The organism is Exiguobacterium sp. s5, from assembly GCF_018618075.1.
Lineage (GTDB): Bacteria > Bacillota > Bacilli > Exiguobacteriales > Exiguobacteriaceae > Exiguobacterium > Exiguobacterium mexicanum_A.
The window spans coordinates 51,674-71,563 of the sequence record NZ_JACSLK010000005.1 but is presented as its reverse complement, the minus strand read 5'-3'; the positions used below and the strand labels follow the sequence as shown (position 1 = coordinate 71,563).

Genomic DNA, 19,890 nt, shown 5'->3' with positions numbered 1-19,890 from the left:
TTCACACCTTCTCGACCGGTACATCGACTCGCTCCAAAATATCAGCGAGAACTTCCCGTTTCGTCGATTTCACGTCCCCTTCGAGCGTGAGCGTCAAGCGGTGTGCCAGAACATGCGTCGCGACGGCTTGGACATCTTCCGGGGTCACGAATTGACGGTCTTCGATATAAGCGTAAGCTTGAGACGCCTTGACGAGGGCGAGCGTCGCGCGAGGACTGGCTCCGACTTCGACGAGCGGATGAAATCGTGTCTCTTGGATGAGGGCGAGCAGATAGGTGACGACGTCGTCATGGATACGGACCTCCTCAACTGCTCGCTGCGCTGCTAAAAACGTTTCGGACGACATGAGGGCATAAACGATGTGGCGTGTCTTAGAAACAGTCTGAAGAATCAACTGTCGCTCCTCCCCTGCTTCAGGATATCCGACTTGAAGGGACATCAAGAAACGGTCGAGTTGAGCGTCGGGCAAGGCGAACGTCCCTGCCGATTCGATCGGGTTTTGCGTCGCGATGACGAAGAACGGTTCTGGCAGTTGATACGTGACTCCGCCGATCGAGACTTGCCGCTCTTCCATCGCCTCGAGCAAGGCGGATTGTGTCCGGGGGACGGCTCGGTTCACTTCATCAATCAATAAGATGTTGGTAAAGATCGGTCCTGTCCGATTTTCGAACGTCTGTGTCTGCATGTTGAAGAAGTCAGAACCGATGATATCGGTCGGAAGCAAATCGGCCGTGAATTGGATGCGCGTGAAATCAGCTTCGAAACTCTTGGCAATACTTTTGGCAAGTAACGTTTTCCCGGTACCCGGGACGTCCTCTAACAAGATGTGCCCGTTCGCGAGTAGCGCCGTGCAGCAGAGGCGCGTGATTTCAGGTTTTCCGAGATAGATTTGGTCCAATTGTTCTAATACGCGTTTGATGGTCATAAGGGTGGCTCCTTTTCTAAACGAAGTAAATAGGCATCAAGCTGTTGTTTGAACGCTTCTTCACGTTGTGGCGTGATCTCGACTTTGTCATAACGGGTCTCTAAATAGCTCCGAAGCGAGGCGTCGAGTTGAATGCGGCTCGCCCAGGCGGATAACGTCTCGAACGTCCGTCGACGTTTTTCTGGCGGTAGCGCTTGTTCGAATTGAATCAAATGTTGCCGCAACGGGGAATCTGGTAGCGGATGAGCGGAGCGTTTTGCCTCTTCGAACGTTCCGTCTGTCTCTTGCCTTGAGTGGATCCTCTCGTCTATCGGAACGGCTTCCCTCCCCTTTTTGTGGAAGGGTCTACGCCACATCCATACACCAATCAAAAGAAGGAGGAGGGCGCTGAAAATGTAAGGCAACAGGGAAAGGCGATCGGATTCGCTTGTGGATGGTTTGCCGTATGACGGAGACGAGTTATTCTCATCTTCCCTTGGTGTGCCGCCTTCATCATCTGATGGCCCAACAACCGCTCCTGCTTCAGAAATACCGGGACCGGGATCTGCGTCACTACCATCTCCACACCAAACATCCGTATCGACGACCTTAATGATCCCAAACAACTTTCGCTTGTCATGACAATCCGTGACCCAACTTGTGATGGGGCTCCCTGAAATGTCCAACCCTTTGAAGTAGGTATAAGCAAGTTGACCTGAAAATGAAATAAGTGCGACAACCAGTAAAGAAATCAAGACTGCTGATACAAACAGAACTTTGGCTTTTCTCATGTAACGACCCGTATGTGAATATGTAGATTCGACTGCATCCCATTCAACGACTCCTTTCATTCATCGATTCCATTTAATCCTTTTTTTGGAAAATGGATTTGAAAGGATTATAGCATACGGATTAATGGAATATTCAGTTTTTTAACAAAAAAAGTTGCCCGCTTATTGAACGAGCAACCAGACTTCTCCACTATGCATATAATCTTCATCTTGAATCAGTTCGTGGAACCGATGCACCTCGACGTCCATTGACAGGTCGAGTCTTTGTAGGAATATGCGATCGTTAGGCAACCGCGTCCACATCTGCTCTGACGTATCCCGATCCATAAACGCCTTCAGTCGTGCATCGCTTTCAAACACGAGCAGTTCGGACTGCCAAAGCGTCGGCAAATCGAGTAAGACGACGACCTGGTATCGCTCCTCTTCTCGGTTATGCACTAGACGTGAGGCCCCTTCCATCATCACCTCGATAATCGCACGTTGAATCCGGCTGTTCTCCTGTACAGACGATAAGAACGATTGATCAATCGGGATTTTGTTATGCCAATACCCGTCGTGAAACGTCGTCGGGAACGAATAGGTCTGTTCGTCGACATCCATGCGCAACCGTTTCAGTCTTCGTCTAACACCGCGTACTTTCGCTCGTCTCTTCAAGACGTTTTCCCCAAGATGCTGTCGACTTGTTGCTGATGGTGCCGGTCGTGTTCGATGAACTCGGTGACGATATAGGCAAGTGTGTACGGAACACCGTCATGCGGAGAATGGGTCGTTCCGTTTGCCATCGTGTGAGAAGTCAGCGTCTCTTGACGTAATGACCGAAGCGTTTCTATAAGCAAGCTCCGACTCGTTTTGGCTAACTGGAACACGTTTTCTCCCGAAAGACGTTTCGCTTTTTGGGTCGCTCGCGCGTTAAATGAGTCGAATTCAGGGAAAATCATGGCTTCCCCGGTCTTGACGGCCGGGACGATGACGTTCAACAGATGATTGTCCCAATGGGCGATGTGAAGGACGATTGCTTTGATTGACCATTTGTCGGTTGCAATCGATTTTTCCCACATCGATTCATCCAATCCCGACAATGTGTTTAACCAGTCTATATAGGATGCAAACTCGTCGATGACATCTGAGGTTTTCGTCATAAAAGTATCCTCCTTCGGTTATAAGCTAAGAAAATTGTATCATGTTCCGGCCGCTTAGCACTGAGCTTCGTCAATCAAGGAATGCTTGATTGAGGTGATTGAGCCTCACTTATGCATATAACGGGATAGACCTCTTCATATTGGTTTGAGGAGTCATCCCGTCGATTGAAATTGAACCGTAAGTTACCATCACGCCTTGTGGTGACGGGACCATAAAAAGAGGGAACGTATCCAACCAGTCCGCTGATGTCGGAAACGCATCAGGTGCCCAGTCGAGCTCAAGTTCGTGCCCGGCAAGCGCGTACGAGAATGGCATATGGCGATACACGTCAACGAGCAGTCGTTCGATTTTCTGTGTGAACACGGGTCTCGATGCAGGGTGTGAGACGATATCATTCCACCTTATATCGATGAGAATCCCGACATAGGTGTCCATCTCTTGAAGGGACACGGTCATCGTCATGTCCACGTCTCCAAAATAGTTGCTTCGTAAATGGATAGATCCGTAATGCCCAACCTGAGCAAAGTCGGTACCTGTCGTTGTCGTCCAACTAGTGCCCGCCTTATCCTGACTGTATGTCACGTTTATGATTTCGCCACCGCTACTTAACAGTTCCGCACATACATTTTGAGCAAGTTCAGGTAACGGATAATGGCTCGGATAAGCCATCCCGATGGAAATGAATCCGCCTGCTTGATCCATTCAAACACCTCCTTTGTTTCATCATACAAAAAAAGCGGCACCGTATACACGGTACCGCCCTATCTTATAGCCAGACTGGTAAAGAAAAGAACACCAGAAACAATACGGCCAAGACACCAACGACCGGACTGAGCGACCGATAGCCTTTCTTGAACAAGACGATCATCGTATAGGCGATGAATCCGAGCCCGATGCCATCGACGATGGAATACGTGAACGGAATCATGATGATGACGAGAATCGCCGGGAAGGCATGCTCCCAATTGTCGAGTGGGAGATGCTTCACGTTCTGGAACATCATCATGCCGATGATGATCAACACTGGCGCGATTGCCGTCACCGGAATGATCGCGAACAGCGGCAACAACAAGAGCGAGACGACGTACAGGCCTGATGTGACGAACGAGGCGATGCCGCCCCGAGCGCCGACCGAGATGCCGGCCGCGACCTCGACCGTCGAGACGGTCGGGCTCGAGCCGAATAGGGCACCGGCCATCGTCGATAACCCTTGGGCGACGAGCCCTTTCGGGGCATCCGCATCCTTGCCGATGGCGCGCGTCTGATTCTGGATCAGGCTGATGTTCTCGATCAGCAAGACGAGCGTCAATACGCCGACGGCGACCAAGAAAATTGGTGACGCCGACTCGGCGAACGAGACGTTGCCGAACACGGTCCCGAACGACTCGAAGAACGGCGTGAGCGCGAACTCACCGGTCCAGTCGAGCGTACCCATGACGGCGCTTAAACCGACCCCGAACGCGATTGTCCATAAAAAACTGCTCGGTCCCATCTTCAAGAAGAGCAGGATGGCGACGAAGAGCGACAGGAACGCGACCTGTACCGGCCGTTCCCCGAGGTCTCCGATGTGAAGCAATGCCCCGCCACCGCCCGAGACGATCCCCGCCGCCTCGAGTCCGATCAAGATGAGGAACAGGCCGAGTCCGACCGTCAATCCGTCATGAATGATCGGTGGGAATGCGTTCGCCAGTTTCCTCGCCACCTTCGTCACCGTCAACAGGACGACGAGCGCCCCTGAGACGAATGAGACAGCGAGCGCGCCTTGCCAGCTCAGCCCCATCTGCAGGACGAGCGTGTACGTGAACAGCGCGTTGATACCCATCCCTGGTAACAGGAGCAGCGGCAAGTTGAACAGCCCTGCGATGAACGTTCCGATGATGCTTGTCAAAATCGCTCCGACGAGCGCTCCCTCGAACGGGAGTCCGGCTTGTGTCAAGATTGCCGCGTGAACGGCCGGGATGTATGCTGTCGCCAGAAAGTTTAGCACGCCCCCGTATGTTTCTGTTTTCCATTCTGTTTGTTTTGCCATAGGAATCAATCCTTTATTGGCACCCTCACCCACCCATGTGGTTATACACACGAGATTGATTATATCCTGTCTGACCTCTGACATACAAGCTATTATTGGTTCAAATCCATCTTTGGACCCAGTCATGAGACCTATTCGGACGAAAGGTTCATTTTATAAAACAAGAACAAACGTTCCTGTTTTTAGCATCTTTTTTGACAAGAATCTGCTATAATGAAGAGGCAGGTTAACGCAGCAATAGTGGGGGCAGCCGCCAAGTCCACAATGGAGGAAGGCGGTGGTGCGGATGGAACAACTATGGACCTGGGTCGGCGACTATGTGATCGTCCCGATCCTCGCTCCGATCATCGTTCACTTGGTTTTACACCAAACATCCGATCGTGCAACGTCTGAACGCACAAAAAAATGACCCCCTCGGCGCAATGAGATGGGTCACTTTCTGATTCACTAACCATTGTGGCGGCTGGGACCACTCTTAAAGTGGTAGCCTGTAAGCCAGAGGCCGGTGTGTCCAGCACCGGTCTCTTTCTACTTGCATCATACCATACTTGTTCCCATTTTTCAGCAACAGAAACGCGAAAACGGTGAAGTTGACGTGACGAATGATATCGGGACGCCCGACATTATTCCGAGAGCAAGCTTCTTGATTGATTGTTCTACAGTTCGAGGCAACGCAAAGCGCTTTGCCTTTTTTAGATTTCATTTATGACTCCTTTAAGAATTCTTTAAATCTGCCATCTACACTGAAGACAGTTCAAATTCTTAGGAGGTTTATTCCCATGTATAATCAGAATTATTCAGTTATGTTCACAATCGAATCAGGAGTCGTTCTCATCCCACTCGCCATCCTCGGACTCATCACGTTACTCGTCTGGTCGTTTCGCAAGAAACATGTAAAAGTCACACAAACCATTTTGCTTCTATCATTCGGGATATACTTATTAGGTGTCCTTCACTTCGTTTTTTTCCCGATTGACGTTAACTTAGGAAAATATGCGAACCAAGTACCATGGTGGAAAACGATTAATTTTATTCCGATTTTGACCATCGACTTGTATTCGTTTGTGTTGAATATCGTGATGCTCCTCCCGTTCGGCTGTTATCTTCCATTTTTGAAACCGTCGATCACGAAAAAAGAAGTACTTAAATTAGGATTTCAGTTTAGTCTGATTCTTGAACTGATTCAATTATTGGTGCGTACGACACTAGGCAGTGGACGAAGCACGGATGTGAATGATTTATTGGCAAATGCGTTCGGCGCGCTCTTAGGGTTCTTACTCGTTCGCTTCGTCGTCCAATACGCTCCGTTCCGACGTTTGTATCAGAATTTCCAACTTTAATTCGCGAGGGAGTTTCAAGCATGACAAAAATCTTGTTAGTGGATGATGATGTCCAAATCGCAGAACTGATTGATGTGTATGTAAAAAATGACGGGTATCACACGACGATGGCAACCGATGGGGAAATGGCGCTTGACTTGTTCAACCAAGAATCGTTTGACTTAATCATTTTAGATTGGATGATGCCTCGGATGGATGGGCTTGAATTTTGTAAGCGTGTGCGCCAGACGAGCCAAATTCCGATCTTAATGGTCAGTGCCAAAGTGGGTGATATGGATAAGATATTGGGATTGACGACGGGAGTCGATGACTACATCATCAAACCGTTCAATCCGCTCGAGTTGATGGCACGTATTAAAGCATTGCTACGCCGTTCAAACTATAACCGACCAAGCAAGTCCTCAAGTGTACAAGCTGGCCCCTTCCTCATCGATCGAGCCAGCCACACCGTCATGATGCAAGAGCAGACGATTCGATTGACAGCACGTGAATTTGAGATTTTGTATTTACTAGCGAAACATAAAGGCCGGGTGTATAGCTCTGAAGAAATATTTGAGGCTGTCTGGCAAGAGCATGGCGTCGGGTCGAATCAGACGGTGATGGTTCATATCAGTAACATCCGTGAGAAATTACATGCCGTCGTGCCACATGAGGTCATCATTCATACGGTGTGGGGAGTGGGATATAAAATTGAGACATAATATATGGCGCGTCATAACGTTCATCCCGATGTGGAAACGTCTGCTGTATGTATTGATTGCGTTTGGGGTCGCCACACTGAGCGGTGCTCTGTTACTGCCTGCCGTCTGGTACTTCGAGGAGTCATCACGATTTATGGAGAGTCTGATCATCGTGTTGTCGTATTTCCGGGAAGGTGTCATCGTCATGTTTTACAATCTGATGGTCATCGTTTGTCTCGTGTTGATTTATCAATATGAGCGTAAACGGTATTTACAGTTTCACATTGAGCGGATGACTTCACTTGTCGAAGAACTCCATGCCAATCGTGATTTGGTTGAACCATCGGTCCCGCCAGAGCTAGAGCAGTTGATGGCGACTGTTCGCGCCATCTCAGACAGTGCAGCAAAGGCGGAGCAGGAATTGGTTCAAGCGGATCGTTTGAAGCACGAGCTCGTGGCCAACGTCGCCCACGATTTGCGCTCCCCGCTCACGTCAATCACGGGTTATCTTGACTTGATTCACAGCGACCGTTACCGGGACGAGGTGGAGTTGCGTCATTACATCCAAGTCATTCATGAGAATGCGACCCATCTGAAAGGCTTGATTAACGATATCTTTGACTATACATTTCTGCAAAACGACCGAATCGCGCTGCAAACAAGTGAGGTCCGTCTCGATGAATTGCTCAATCAGCTCATCATGCAGTCGACGTTACGTCTCTCGGAAGTTGAAATGGAAGCTCGATTCAGTTCCTCAGCCAAACGACCCATCGTTGAGGGTGATGCGTTGAAGCTCGTGCGCGTATTCGAAAACATACTCGAGAATGCGATTCGTTACGGGCGTGACGGAACGTATATCGATACATTTGTCGAAGATACGGATGAAACGGTTCTTATCAACATGACGAATTACGGCGAGGAGGCCATCCCCTCACGTGACATCCCATACGTGTTTGAACGATTTTTTAGAGTGGAAAAGTCACGCGCACATTACACCGGCGGATCAGGTCTTGGTCTCGCCATCGCCAAGTCCATCATCGATTTACATGAGGGCGAGATTCACGTGACGAGTCAACCAAGAAAAACGACGTTCACAATCATTCTCCCAAAAGTCTCTTCCAATGCTGTTCATGAAAAATCATGGCCCGTGTGACCTACACGCGCCATGATTTTTGCATTCACACAAAAGAGGATCAACTTCAAGCTTATGTCGGAGCGAGCCCCTCAAGCCGATTTAAAAAGACGAGCCCACTTGCAACACGCGAGTGGGCTCGTCGATCACCTGGCCGGGCTATCCGTTAGCCCGGTGTTTTCATGTCTTCCTCTACCGTATAACGGGAGAACCACTTCAACATGGCTTCTGCCTCGTGTTTCGGGATGTCCTCGATCATCTCATTCGATAACAAGCCACCCCGTGTCGAGAACAGGACGTTACATACATCGAAACGGCGTTGGAGTGGCGTCTGTGTCACTTGGACCTGTTCGATCCGCGGCTTGTCCGTCAAGAATGAACTGACGTTGAAGGCCCCTGTCCGCAGCTCGATGAACTGACCGTTGCGAGCGTAGCGCGTCGTCATATAGCTCAATAGGCGACCGCCGATAATGATGGCCCACAGTAGGACGAGCCACCAGGCGTAATCGCGGAAGAAATACAAAACGACACCCGAGACGATGAGTCCGACCCAGCTGATGCGTAGCAGTTTGACCCAGAGCGAACGTTTTGGCAAGCGATGAAGCGTGTCAGACCAGACGAACTGGTCGAAGTGCTCGTTCAACACGGTCATCGCCCGCTCCCGTTTCACGAACGGGAGGATGGTTGACGATTCGTCTTTCAACTCGTCCATCGTCCCGGCCGCGACGAGTTCGACACCGACGATGTTGAACCAGCGCCGAATGAACGTCTCTTTGACCCGGACCGCTTGAATCTTCTCGTATGGGATCTCTTTAGCGGAACGGTTGAGCAGTCCTTTCTCAACGCGGATGCGGTCCCCGCGTCGTTCGAGCCGGAAGTTCCCGTATTTCAAGAAGTTGATGACCATGCCGATGACGACCGACAATATCAGGACCGTCAGGACGAGCAGGCCAATCGCGATAATCGACGCGTGGACGACCCAATCGCCGATTGTATCGAACGTCCCGTCGAGATTGATGAAGTCATCGATGGACGAGATGATTGTCGAAGCGACAGGGAAAATCGCGAAGACCGATAGTGATGTCAACGAGGCGATAATGATTTCTCGTGTCGATAGTGCATATAACAACCGACTTGCCGGCTTTTCGATTGATAGCGGTTCTGACGTTGCTTCAGCCTCTCCTTCTATCGGTGAGGCAGTTTCTGTTTTCCGATGACGGACGTGGTCGAGAATGTCCTCGAGCCGCTTCGCCTCGTTCGGGAAGACACCGGCCAGCTTGAACGAGGCATCGTCACTGTTCGCGTTCGTGTCGAACGTCAATTCGACGACGCCGAGCAAACGGTACAAAAATGGGCTGTTCGAGTGGACGCTCTGAATCTTATAGAGCGGAAGCGACTTCTCTTTCTTGATCCAATTACCGTCGATGATGTATACCGTCTTCTCATCGAGCGCATACCGGAAGTTGAGCCAGCCAAAGAACTTCTGCAGGACATCGAGCCCGAGAAAGAGCAGAATCCCGACCCGCAAGATGATGCCGAACGTCGACTCCCAGTCATTGTTCAAGACGAACAAGATAATGAGTGGGATGGCGAACGACTTGATGACCTCTAATACCCGTAACAGTAAAACGCGGCTCGGCAGCCGATGCCACGTGAGGGCGGCTTCCGTCATACGACATCCTCCTCCTCGATGCGGGCGTAGATCGCAATCTGTTCACGAAGCGTCTTCGCGAACGACTCCTCGATTGCATAAATGTCGTGAGACCCGGCCGCCGTTCCAATCGTGATCGTCTGCAAGCCGTACTTTCGTAGCAGCGGGCCTTGCTGGGCGTGGACGTATTGTACTTTCGTCATCGGGATCAACACGTCGTTTGTCGTGATGACGCCATGATGCAAGCGAATCTCGAGTGGTTTCACATCATACGTGAACCGCTCTTGCTTCCATTTTTGGAAGACGACAATATCAATCACACTATAGATGAGGTCGATGGCGAGTAAGGCGTACATCGTATATTGCAGCCATGTCGGCCAGTCAAAATAAAGCGCGGCGGCGACGAGGCCACCTGTGATGACGAGCCCAATGAGATAAAAGATCGCGCTCGACAGTCGGAAGACGGTGCGTGCCTCGATTGGCAATGTGCCGCTGAATGATGTCGGTGTTGTTTCTATGTCTGACATTGGTGTTTCCCCCTATTCGTTCGGACGTTTGTCCTTCTCTCTCTTTAGTATACGCCGTTTTTCTGAAAAAGTTTCATTTCGACACGGGGAAAGTGGTGAGCTGTTCGTTGATTAGCTGAAACCGATGCGTATCCTCAGGCTCGACTTCCTCGACGATTGTGGTTAACGCTTCATGGGCAGAACGTTTCAACGCATCTGTGATTCGTCCGGTCAGTTTGATTGAAGCGAACGCGCTCGCGAGGATGACGACGTCACACACGAAACGATCTCCGTTCAACATCCAGTCGTCCGGCGTCGAGATGTCTTCCTCGAGCCAGTCAGACAGGACGGCATACGCCCCTTCCAGAAAATCGAAGTCCTGCTCTTTTCGAAGCGCTTCTCCGAACATGTCGAGGACGTCGGCCCCTTCATCGCTCCCGAACGGCGCGAACTCGTCCGTACAGTCTAAATAAAAGTCTTCCTGGAAATGTTGCATAAACGCCGGGTGGGCCGTCAACGGATGCGGGCCGATCTCTGGGTCATCTAAGTAAAGATGGTTGTCCCAGTCGTACTCGACCTCAACGTACCCTTTCTTTAGTTTTTGACGGACGAGTTTGTCGGCTTCTTTCTTACACTCTTCTGCCGTATCAAAAGACTTTAGTTGGACTTTACCGACCGTACCGAGCTTTCCATACTGGACGACGAACTCGTCTGTGCCGACGCGGATGTTCCAAAATTTTGTAGTGTGCAGTAAATGGACCTTCATTTGCCACTCCCCAATAATATTTATTATGTTTTCATTATACGGTGAATTAGCCAATCTGGTGATTCGCTTTTAAATGTATTATTTTTCAATTGTTAACATTTTTTTATTATAAAGGAATATATAAGTATACATTGAATTCCTTTAAGAAGACTAAGTTATCATAGAGACTTATCGATGAAGGAGGGCTTATGCAGAAAAGAAAAATGTATTATTTCATCATATCGACCTTAATCATCGTCGCTTTATTTAAAATCGGGGGTACTTTCCTTTATACAATGATTGTAGATCGCCCGACCCAACAAGACATGTCGGGAAATCCAAGGTACATCGACGGTGAATTGGCAACCTTTAAAGATAAAACAGAGAATCTAGAGGATACTAATGATATACCGAAGTGGTATGATCTTTTGTCGAAAGAACGGTTTGAGAAAAAGACGTCTGGTGAAGACCAAGGGGATACTTCAGACGTCCTGAAATGGGCCGTTATAGCTTTCTTGCTCATTTTATTTCTCAAGAACTACAAGCGCGTACACGATTGGTGGGATAAACGGCGACGCAAAGCGACATCGTCCTCAGCTGACGAGAGACCATTATCATCTCGAGCCAACATGAACACGGTGACCAATACAACACCAACCTTTCTCTATGCCTCTGATACTGAGCTTGGGAAACTACTCGTGGAGTTGAATGACACCTTGAGCGACACTCAAAAACGAAAACCTCACGAGACCGTCTCAGAGTGGTTTGCACGCATTCGATTCGAACAATCTGTGAAACCTTATGCCGATGTGCGATATGGAGAACTGAACGTGATCGACGAGCGCTCACTTCATGATTTCAAAGTATCTGTCAGACAGTATATACAACACTACAAAGGAGAGAAATCTTGATGAACATTCGTACGATGATTGAGGAAATCAACCAAGTCTATTTGGGCAACCCGACAGTAGTAGAGTTGTGTGTGACGTCGCTGTTGGCAAACGGACATGTGCTCTTAGAAGATGTACCTGGCACCGGGAAAACGATGTTGGCCAAGACGTTAGCGACGAGTTTCCACGGCGACTTTTCAAGAATTCAGTTCACAGCCGACTTATTACCGTCAGATATTGTCGGTTCAGATTTTTTCAATCTAAAGACGCAAGAGTTTGAAAACAAGCAAGGCCCGATCTTCGCCAACATCGTGCTCATCGATGAAATCAACCGGGCCGTCCCACGTACCCAGTCCGCATTGCTCGAAGCGATGGAAGAACGACAGGTGACGGTCGGGGGCAAGACCTATCAACTTCCTACCCCATTCTTCGTCATCGCGACGCAAAACCCGATTGAATCATCTGGCACCTTCTCTTTGCCTGATGCGCAGCTTGACCGGTTCATGATGTGTCTACATACAGGGTATCCGACCGAAGAATTCGAACTTCAATTGCTGGAGGAATCCGTCACCGAGACCCGTAAGGCGGTATTGGCGAATGTCGATTTCGAGCAACTCCTGCAATATCGAGCCGATGCCATGAAAATCCACATCTCGAGAGACGTGTTACGCTATATCGTCTCGATCGCGACCGCGTCACGTAGTCACCGGAACGTTCAGACGGGGATCAGTCCACGTGCGACGATCGCGCTCTCGAAAGCCGCTCAAAGCTATGCCTATATCCAAAATCGTGACTATGTCACACCAGAGGACATCAAGTTCTTGGCCCCATACGTTTTCGCTCATCGGTTGACACTGACGCTCGAGGGCGAGATCAAGTCCTCGAAGGCCATGGTCATGGAAGAAATCTTGTCGACCGTCCCGGTCCCGGTCGAGATGGGCATGTGACTCCGATGAACATCACGACCAATGTATTTTTTTTGCTTGAAAAACGAATCCAAATCGTCTTATTTTCAGTGATGATCATCTTGTTGTTCGTGCCGTACCTCTCGATTCTTTCATTCGTTCTCGCTGTTTTTTTGGCGGCAAGTCTTTATATCGAGCGTTACACGAAACGACTGACTGCACAAATGGACGTCACGTGGAGACAGTTCGACTCGATTCTGTTCAAGAACGAAAGTTGTAAGTTCACCCTTGAACTGGCGAACGTGCACCTCTTAAACGACATGAGCACGAAAACATATATACGTACGCCAAAGGATGGACCTTACGTCGTGAACTTAGAGGGGCATACGGAATCCATCATCGAATTGGACGAGCTGCCATCTGATTTCGTCTTCGAACTTACAGGTAATCGAAGGGGGCCCATCGAAATAGCTGAAATCTCCATCACGATTAGCTTGCCTCTATCGTTAGGGACGCTGACACTCTATTTGCCTCCCCCTTTACGTTGGACGGTCTATCCATCGATTTCAAGTACTCATGCGCAGCGTATCCGCTCACACCTGAAGCTTGGTGAGCGCGTCTCTAAATATTCTCCAATTAAGGATCGGTTACTACAAATCTCCTCGAAACCCTATGAGGATGAACCGTCTAGACAAATCGACTGGTATGCGACGGCGAAAAAATCGACTTTGCAAACGAAACTGTACCAGCCGGTCAATCAAGACATGTTCACGGTGTACCTCGATTTGTCAGCTTCGAACGGGATCGGCCTTCATCATCAGTTCGAAGAATTGATAGAGGATACGGCATTGGTCAGTCGGGAATTGATTGAAAGCGGCGGGAAGGTCGAGCTATTTGTGAACCGATTAGATCAAAAGGGACATGTCAATCACTTGAGCATCCAAGAAGGGGCGAAGCAGCTTAAAAACATCCTCGCTTTACTCTCTAGTCTATCGGAGCAAGATCACTATATGGGTTCAACCCGTTTCTCGCCTTACGTGACGAAAATAAAAAACAAGCAAGCTCAGCTCATAAAAATAGCATCACCTAACTGACTTTTTAAAAGCCCAGTTAGGTGATGCTATTTTTTTACCTTTTTTAGTCTTCAAAGAACCACTTCTTACGCGGTTCCACTTTCAGGTTGTCCCCGTGCTTCTTCATCTCGGTGATGAGGTAGCGTTCGAGCTCATTCATCGCCTTGACCCAATCCGTCATCGTCGCGACGAGCGGGACGACGGTAAGGATGAGGTCTTCCTCTTCATCCCGCATCTTCTCAATCATCAACTTCGCGAAGTCGAAGTTCTCGTGAATCAAGTCCTCTTCCCGGTCGATGATGTGCTCGTTCTCTAATTCATAAGCCGAGAATAGACGCTCATGCCGTCTGAGCAAGTGCCGCATATGACGCATCAGTTCGTCCTCGAGCTGGGGCGGTAGATGTTCGAGCGTCAGAAAATCGTCATGCAGCTTGTCGAGCACGTGGATAGCTGCACTGTTCGTATCGATCATCTTCGACTTCAAGACGGCCCGGCGATAAATCGGCGTCTTCTTCTCGAGCCAGCGGTTGGCTTTAATCTCTTCTTCAAAGAAGTCGTACGTCGTCTTTGAGGCTCGATGTTTCTTTTTCGTCTCATCGAGTGACTCAAATGACGAGCGTCCTCCCTCTGTTTCCGAGAACAGTCGCGCGATGCGGACGGCCATTTGGGAGACGGTCGCGATCTCGTCCTCAAGCTTCCGCTCATAGCGCGGCGGGAACAAGAGCGCATTGACGACAAGCGCCACGGTGATCCCCATCATGATGAGCAAATAACGTTCACCGGCGAACATCCAGACGGGCATGTCCGACTGGCTCGCCCCTTCCATAATCAGAATCGTCGTCAAGATGACGGTCCGGGTCGTCGACTCGAGGTTCAAAAAGAGAAGGATCGAGATGGCGATGATGATGACGACTCCGATGGCGATTGGGGTCGGGTTCGGCGTCAACATTAATGAGAAGACGGCGAGCAAAGCCCCGATCAAGTTCCCTTTTAGTTCTTCTAATAGCCGGACACCCGTCTGATAAACGGACGGCAATAATGCGAGCGAAGCCGCGAGTGCCGGTACGACAATCTGTTGAAATTGAAATGCCTCGGCGATGAGCAATACCAAGGCGACGGATATCCCGGTCTTGATGGTTCTAGCTCCAAATCTCATGCGGTGTCGACAACGAAGTGTCTTCCTCCCTTATACACGTCTTAACTTTTTGTATCCCACTTACCCTGCCCTGAAACCTCACAACTTCAAGCCGTTGTCTCCTGTTTCGATAGCGCTTCCGTGGTATGATGGCGTTGGATATTTTCTTTAATCTTGATTGGGAGGGGTTTACTTGTCAACCATTGCTTTATTTGGAGGGAGCGGCCGCACGGGGATGCGGTTGCTTGAACGTTTGTTAAAAGACGGCCACGACGTCCGACTGTTGTCACGTCGCGAGGTCGAACCGAGGGATCGTCTCACGGTCATCATTGGTGATGCGACCGATGCGGATGCCATCGCAGAAACGGTGAAATCGGCCGACGTCGTCATGTCGGCGCTCGGTACGGATAAGCAGGACGTCTTGTCCCGCTTCACGCCGTTCATCATCTCAGCGATGCAAGCAGCCGGGGTCACGCGCATCTTGACGGTCGGGACGGCCGGCATCTTGCAGGCACATGATTCTGACAACTATCGTTTCGAGACCCGTGAGTCGAAACGTTCGATGACGACCGCGGCCGAGGATCACGCCCGGGCATATGAACTGCTCGATGCATCAACGCTCGATTATACAATCGTCTGCCCGACCCAATTGATTGAAGACGCGTCCGTCGGGAACATCGTCATCACAGCTGACGTGCTCGGGACACAGAACTCGGGACCAATCTCGCGTGACGATGTAGCAGATCTCGTCATTCAAGCCTGGGAAAACAAATCATATCGTAGACATCGCGTCGGCATCACGACGGAATCATAAGTAGGGGATGGGGATTTATGAACGAACAACGCATGCGCCTCGCGCAATTGACCGACGTATTTGACACACAAACTGAGACCGAGTCGGCTCGTCTCGCCAAGACCGCACTCCGAAAAGTGACACAAAACGAGATTTGGATCGCGGTCTGTGGTCATTTCTCGGCCGGTAAGTCGACACTTCTCAACAATTGGCTCGGGGACGGTGTGTTACCGACGAGTCCGATTCCGACGAGTGCGAATATCGTGACGCTTCGACATGGGGAAATCGGGGCATCCGTCGCCGTCAACGATACAGATTGGATTCGACTCGCGCCGGATGAGCTCGACCGTTTGAGCGACTACTGCAAAATCGAAGAGATTAAAGAAGTCGAGTACGCCCTGCCCCGCTTCCCGTTCGGAAGCGACGTCGTCCTCATGGACACGCCCGGAATCGACTCGACCGATGAACGGCACCGTCAAGCGACGGAACGCTCGCTCTTCCTCGCCGACCATCTGTTCTTCATGATGGACTACAATCACGTCCAATCCGAACAAAACATCAAACTGATGAAACAGTTTAGTGCCGAAGGGCGTCCCTACTCGATCATCATCAACCAAATCGATAAGCACGATGAAGGAGAGCTTCCATTCAGCACGTTCAAACGCTCGCTCGAGACCGCCTTCACCCGTCATGCGATCAATCCGGACGATATGTTCTACATCTCGCTCCGTGAGCTCGATCACCCGGAAAATGAGGTCGAACGCCTCCGGACGTACGTCCAAACCGTCATCGACGCCGCGCGGGAACATGCGGAAGCGCGCGCCGACTTGCTCGTTGACACGTTGCTCGCCCGGTCCACTGGTGCGCACGACGCGCTCCTGAACGAGTTGCCGGTCATCGAGAAGCAGCCGACGGAGATTCAAGCCCGCCTGCAACGTCTCGACAAAAAATCGATATGGCTCACCGCGTTCCGCCGCGAGTTCTTCAAACACCAGACACCGATTGTCGCGAGCGCGCCAATCATGAACTACGAGTTCCGCGAACTATTGCGGGACTATCTCGAGAGTTGTGCACCGGAGTTCAAAGTCGGCCTGTTCTTCTCAAAAGAGAAGACACGACAGGAACACCTCCGTCGTGAAGACATCGCCGTCAAGGAATTCAACCGGTTGATTGATACGAACCTTCGCCCCCACTTGATCAAGTACGCCGAAGACATCGTCCGTGATTTGAAACTGCCCGAGGCGATTTTGTCCCGTCCGGATACGTTACCGACTGCACCGAGCGCGCTCATCAGTGACCAAGTGAAGTCCGGCGCATCGCTCAGCGGTGACACGGTGCTTCAATTCAGCCGCGACATCGAGTCGGCTCTCGCCTCTTGGGTGACGAAAGTGTCCGAACCGTGGGTCACGTCCGTCGAAACGTATCTTGAGGCCGAAGGTAAAGACCGAATCCATGCCATCGAGACCGAGCAAGATGAGTTGTATGACATGCTCGATACGTTGGCGCTACAACGTCAGCTGGCCGAACAGCGAGACGAGCTTATCAATTACACGACACGTGACCTCACCGATTCGCGTATGACGGACCTTGAGACCCGTCACTACGTCACGGCCGACCAATTGCCGCAGAAACAAGTCGAACATCAGCAACAAGAAGTTGCTTCGACCTCGCTTTTGGTGGATGATATCACCGCTTTGTCGTTTGATTTTTCGTATGAATATGCGGTATGTGAAATATTGGAGAACCATCCGTTATTCAAGTCACGCGTCAAATCGCTCCGTCATAAATTGGCCCGGGCCGAATCCGAGACGTACACGCTCGCCATCTTCGGGGCGTTCTCGTCCGGCAAATCGTCGACGTTGAACGCGTTGCTCGGTGAGACGGTGCTCCCGACGTCACCGAACCCACTGACGGCGTCGATCACGAAAATCGTGCCGCCGAACGGCCGTGCCAACAAGAGCGCGTTGATCACGTTCAAGACACGTGCCGAACTCGAGGCCGAGCTGAACGGTTACGGGGCGTCACTCGACGCACTCCATCTCGACCACCCGTTCGTAAACGCCGTCAAGAACGCTCCCCTGTCCTATCTCGGTAGCCAGGAGACGGTCGACTATGACACGTTCTGCTCGTTCGTCACGGAGGAAGAGAAGAGCTGTATCGTCAAAGAGATCGAGCTCGCCATCGACTCCCCTTGGGCCGAGCGCGGCATCATCTTCGTCGACACGCCGGGTGCCGACTCGCAGTTCAACCGTCATAGCGAGGTGCAGTTCGGCTATATGCGTGACGCCGATGCTGTTTTATTTGTGACGTACTACAATCACGCTTTCACCGAGGCCGACCGTGAACTCGTCATCCAGCTCGGACGGGTCCAAGGGACAGGTGACCATCACATGTTCTTCCTCGTCAACGCATCAGATTTGGCGGCCGATGAGACGGAACGGCTTGCCGTCACTGATTATGTGTCGAACCAGTTGACGAAGCTCGGTGTCCGTCATCCGACGGTGCTACCGATTTCGAGCCGGAACGCCATCCAAGGCACGGACGCAGGATTCGAACGATTCTCGGCCAAGCTTGAGCAATTCGTCGACCACGATTTGCGTCAGGCGAACGCGGTCCGCATCAAAGATGAGGCACATGCCCTCGTCACCGCGTTCGAGGACGTCGTCCGCGAGGCCGAAGCGGATGCGAGCGTCAAGGCGGCCCGCCGTGACAAGCTCGAACAAGTGCGCACGTCTGACAATTGTCTCAACGTCACGACGCTCGAAGACCCGTTCAAGCGCGAGACGGACGAGTTGCTCGCCCACCTCGAGACCCGCTCGCTCCTCCGGCTGTCGGACTTCGTCAAAGAGACGTTCCATCCGGTCGAGGTCGATGGATCGAAGGCGAGCCTCGAGCGCGCCCTCAGCCGGACACTCGACAAGTATGCGTATGACATCCATCAAGAGTTGCAAGTGTTCCAATATCGGCTCGAGCGCTTCTTGAAACGGGAGACGGAACGCTTGATCGAGCGCGAGACGCTCAAACTGCGTCCGCTCCTGCCGACGTTGTCGTTCGAAGATGACATCGACATCGATTGGCTCCGCGACGCCGTCGACCCAATCACGTTCGAGGCGGCCCCTTTCCGTCCAGTCTTGAAGCACTATAAGAATGCGAACCAGTTCTTCGAAGGCGATGGCCGGACGAAGTTGCGCGACGACTTGAGCGCCCTGTTGAAGACGGCGGTGCGTGAACAGCTTGCGCGCGTCGGAAGTCATCAAGTCGAACGGACGGCGACGCACCTTGCCGCGCTCGAGACGACGCTCAGCCAGGACTGGGACCGTGAAGTGAACGACCTCGTCGCCGGTGAATTGAGCGTGCTCTCGGACGGACAATCGTTCCAAGACATGACACAGCGCCTCGCTGCGCTCAGAAAGGACTGAACGCATGGGTTCTTTGTTGCTCGTCGGCCTGATTCCGGCCGTCATCATGACGGTCGCACTCGGCTTGTTTATTCGCCACCTGTATCTGAATAGAGAGTAGACTTTCAAGGATGGGACCGAGACCGGCCCCATCCTTTTTTCATGTCGTCATGAACGGATTTCAAACCACTCCTTGACGGTCCCATAGCTTTTCGACGTTCACGAGTTCATGTTGATCGAACGTCACTTTATATATGTCCGGCATATCGAGTTCTTTCCAGAACGTATAGCCGTATTTGTCATCGAAGTAGTTCAACATCAATACCATGATATTCCCGTGCGTACCGATTGCGATTCGCTTTCCTTCGTATTGGTCGAGTAGTGCCTGAATCGCACGGACTCCCCGCTTTTGAGCGACAACGTTCGATTCGCCGCCTTCCCATGTAAAAGTAGGATCTTCCCACACTTTCGTCATCGCCAACGTGAAATCTTCCGCCGGTTTTGTCGTCAACATCCGTTCCCGCAAATCGTCCATGAGTAGCACTTCTGTTCCAAGCTGGTTAGCAATCCCTTGGACGGTTTGAATAGCTCGTTTATATGGACTCGAAACGACGAGTTCGATCGCTTCTTTGCTTAATATGTTTGTGATGTGAGGCACGTCACCCGCCCCTCTTTCAGATAAAGGTCTCGTCCACTCATCGGCTGTATATGTAGAGTGTGCATGTCTTACGAAATATAAGGTCGTCATGTCATCGTCTCCCGTTCTTTGGATGTCATC

The 19,890-nt window shown here is 50.9% G+C and carries 20 protein-coding genes; 9 read left to right on the top strand and 11 right to left on the bottom strand.

Annotation, left to right across the window (positions count from 1 at the left end):
- Nucleotide 1: 1 nt before the first annotated feature.
- From KNP60_RS11240 to KNP60_RS11215, 6 genes are all read right to left on the bottom strand, one after another.
- Nucleotides 2–925, bottom strand: a complete 924-nt coding sequence (locus KNP60_RS11240; protein ID WP_214797485.1) for an AAA family ATPase — start codon at nucleotides 923–925, stop codon at nucleotides 2–4.
- Nucleotides 922–1,695, bottom strand: coding sequence for a hypothetical protein (locus KNP60_RS11235; protein WP_251131390.1), 774 nt, complete (start codon nucleotides 1,693–1,695; stop codon nucleotides 922–924). The genes KNP60_RS11240 and KNP60_RS11235 overlap by 4 nt, the downstream gene beginning before the upstream one ends.
- 162 nt (nucleotides 1,696–1,857) lie before the next feature.
- Nucleotides 1,858–2,349: a DUF3916 domain-containing protein gene (locus KNP60_RS11230; protein WP_214797484.1), complete on the bottom strand. Its 492-nt coding sequence runs from the start codon at nucleotides 2,347–2,349 to the stop codon at nucleotides 1,858–1,860.
- Nucleotides 2,346–2,834 carry a DinB family protein gene (locus KNP60_RS11225; protein ID WP_128122488.1) on the bottom strand — a complete coding sequence of 163 codons (489 nt, stop codon included), beginning with the start codon at nucleotides 2,832–2,834 and terminating at the stop codon, nucleotides 2,346–2,348. Before KNP60_RS11225 ends, KNP60_RS11230 begins: the two co-directional genes overlap by 4 nt.
- Nucleotides 2,835–2,943: 109 nt before the next feature.
- A complete protein-coding gene (locus KNP60_RS11220; RefSeq protein ID WP_214797483.1) occupies nucleotides 2,944–3,537 on the bottom strand; it encodes an Imm64 family immunity protein in 594 nt (197 codons plus the stop codon).
- Between the two features lie 64 nt (nucleotides 3,538–3,601).
- Complete coding sequence (locus KNP60_RS11215; RefSeq protein WP_214797482.1) at nucleotides 3,602–4,864, bottom strand: NCS2 family permease; 1,263 nt, start codon at nucleotides 4,862–4,864, stop codon at nucleotides 3,602–3,604.
- 286 nt (nucleotides 4,865–5,150) lie between these two features.
- On the opposite strand from KNP60_RS11215, the gene KNP60_RS15585 reads away from it, so the two are divergent.
- The 4 genes from KNP60_RS15585 (at nucleotide 5,151) to KNP60_RS11200 (ending at nucleotide 8,037) form a co-directional block, all read left to right on the top strand.
- On the top strand, nucleotides 5,151–5,273 hold the full coding sequence (locus KNP60_RS15585; protein ID WP_255417482.1) for a hypothetical protein: 123 nt from the start codon (nucleotides 5,151–5,153) through the stop codon (nucleotides 5,271–5,273).
- Between the two features lie 370 nt (nucleotides 5,274–5,643).
- Nucleotides 5,644–6,204: a VanZ family protein gene (locus KNP60_RS11210; RefSeq protein ID WP_214719606.1), complete on the top strand. Its 561-nt coding sequence runs from the start codon at nucleotides 5,644–5,646 to the stop codon at nucleotides 6,202–6,204.
- Between the two features lie 20 nt (nucleotides 6,205–6,224).
- Entirely contained in the window at nucleotides 6,225–6,905 is a 681-nt protein-coding gene (locus KNP60_RS11205) for a response regulator transcription factor (RefSeq protein ID WP_214690918.1), read from the top strand.
- Nucleotides 6,895–8,037, top strand: coding sequence for a sensor histidine kinase (locus tag KNP60_RS11200; protein WP_251131389.1), 1,143 nt, complete (start codon nucleotides 6,895–6,897; stop codon nucleotides 8,035–8,037). Before KNP60_RS11205 ends, KNP60_RS11200 begins: the two co-directional genes overlap by 11 nt.
- A 145-nt stretch (nucleotides 8,038–8,182) precedes the next feature.
- On the opposite strand, the gene KNP60_RS11195 is transcribed toward KNP60_RS11200, so the two are convergent.
- From KNP60_RS11195 to KNP60_RS11185, 3 genes are all read right to left on the bottom strand, one after another.
- Nucleotides 8,183–9,688, bottom strand: coding sequence for a PH domain-containing protein (locus KNP60_RS11195; protein WP_214797480.1), 1,506 nt, complete (start codon nucleotides 9,686–9,688; stop codon nucleotides 8,183–8,185).
- The gene (locus tag KNP60_RS11190) at nucleotides 9,685–10,194 is read right to left on the bottom strand and encodes a PH domain-containing protein (RefSeq protein WP_214797479.1); all 510 of its coding nucleotides are present in this window, start codon (nucleotides 10,192–10,194) and stop codon (nucleotides 9,685–9,687) included. Before KNP60_RS11190 ends, KNP60_RS11195 begins: the two co-directional genes overlap by 4 nt.
- 73 nt (nucleotides 10,195–10,267) lie before the next feature.
- Entirely contained in the window at nucleotides 10,268–10,939 is a 672-nt protein-coding gene (locus KNP60_RS11185; RefSeq protein WP_131472719.1) for a WGR domain-containing protein, read from the bottom strand.
- Between the two features lie 188 nt (nucleotides 10,940–11,127).
- Between KNP60_RS11185 and KNP60_RS11180 the strand changes: the two genes are divergently transcribed.
- Genes KNP60_RS11180 through KNP60_RS11170 form a run of 3 tightly spaced genes read left to right on the top strand, consistent with a single transcriptional unit; the run spans nucleotide 11,128 to nucleotide 13,807 of the window.
- Nucleotides 11,128–11,829, top strand: coding sequence for a hypothetical protein (locus KNP60_RS11180; protein WP_131472721.1), 702 nt, complete (start codon nucleotides 11,128–11,130; stop codon nucleotides 11,827–11,829).
- Nucleotides 11,829–12,755, top strand: coding sequence for an AAA family ATPase (locus tag KNP60_RS11175; RefSeq protein ID WP_131472723.1), 927 nt, complete (start codon nucleotides 11,829–11,831; stop codon nucleotides 12,753–12,755). Before KNP60_RS11180 ends, KNP60_RS11175 begins: the two co-directional genes overlap by 1 nt.
- A 5-nt stretch (nucleotides 12,756–12,760) precedes the next feature.
- A complete protein-coding gene (locus KNP60_RS11170; RefSeq protein ID WP_131472725.1) occupies nucleotides 12,761–13,807 on the top strand; it encodes a DUF58 domain-containing protein in 1,047 nt (348 codons plus the stop codon).
- Between the two features lie 43 nt (nucleotides 13,808–13,850).
- On the opposite strand, the gene KNP60_RS11165 is transcribed toward KNP60_RS11170, so the two are convergent.
- Nucleotides 13,851–14,942: an FUSC family protein gene (locus KNP60_RS11165; RefSeq protein WP_114166163.1), complete on the bottom strand. Its 1,092-nt coding sequence runs from the start codon at nucleotides 14,940–14,942 to the stop codon at nucleotides 13,851–13,853.
- Between the two features lie 172 nt (nucleotides 14,943–15,114).
- Between KNP60_RS11165 and KNP60_RS11160 the strand changes: the two genes are divergently transcribed.
- Nucleotides 15,115–15,735, top strand: a complete 621-nt coding sequence (locus KNP60_RS11160; RefSeq protein ID WP_211779474.1) for an NAD(P)-dependent oxidoreductase — start codon at nucleotides 15,115–15,117, stop codon at nucleotides 15,733–15,735.
- Between the two features lie 17 nt (nucleotides 15,736–15,752).
- Nucleotides 15,753–19,133 carry a dynamin family protein gene (locus KNP60_RS11155; RefSeq protein ID WP_214797478.1) on the top strand — a complete coding sequence of 1,127 codons (3,381 nt, stop codon included), beginning with the start codon at nucleotides 15,753–15,755 and terminating at the stop codon, nucleotides 19,131–19,133.
- 160 nt (nucleotides 19,134–19,293) lie between these two features.
- On the opposite strand, the gene KNP60_RS11150 is transcribed toward KNP60_RS11155, so the two are convergent.
- Nucleotides 19,294–19,860, bottom strand: a complete 567-nt coding sequence (locus KNP60_RS11150; protein ID WP_214797477.1) for a histidine phosphatase family protein — start codon at nucleotides 19,858–19,860, stop codon at nucleotides 19,294–19,296.
- Nucleotides 19,861–19,890 lie beyond the last annotated feature (30 nt).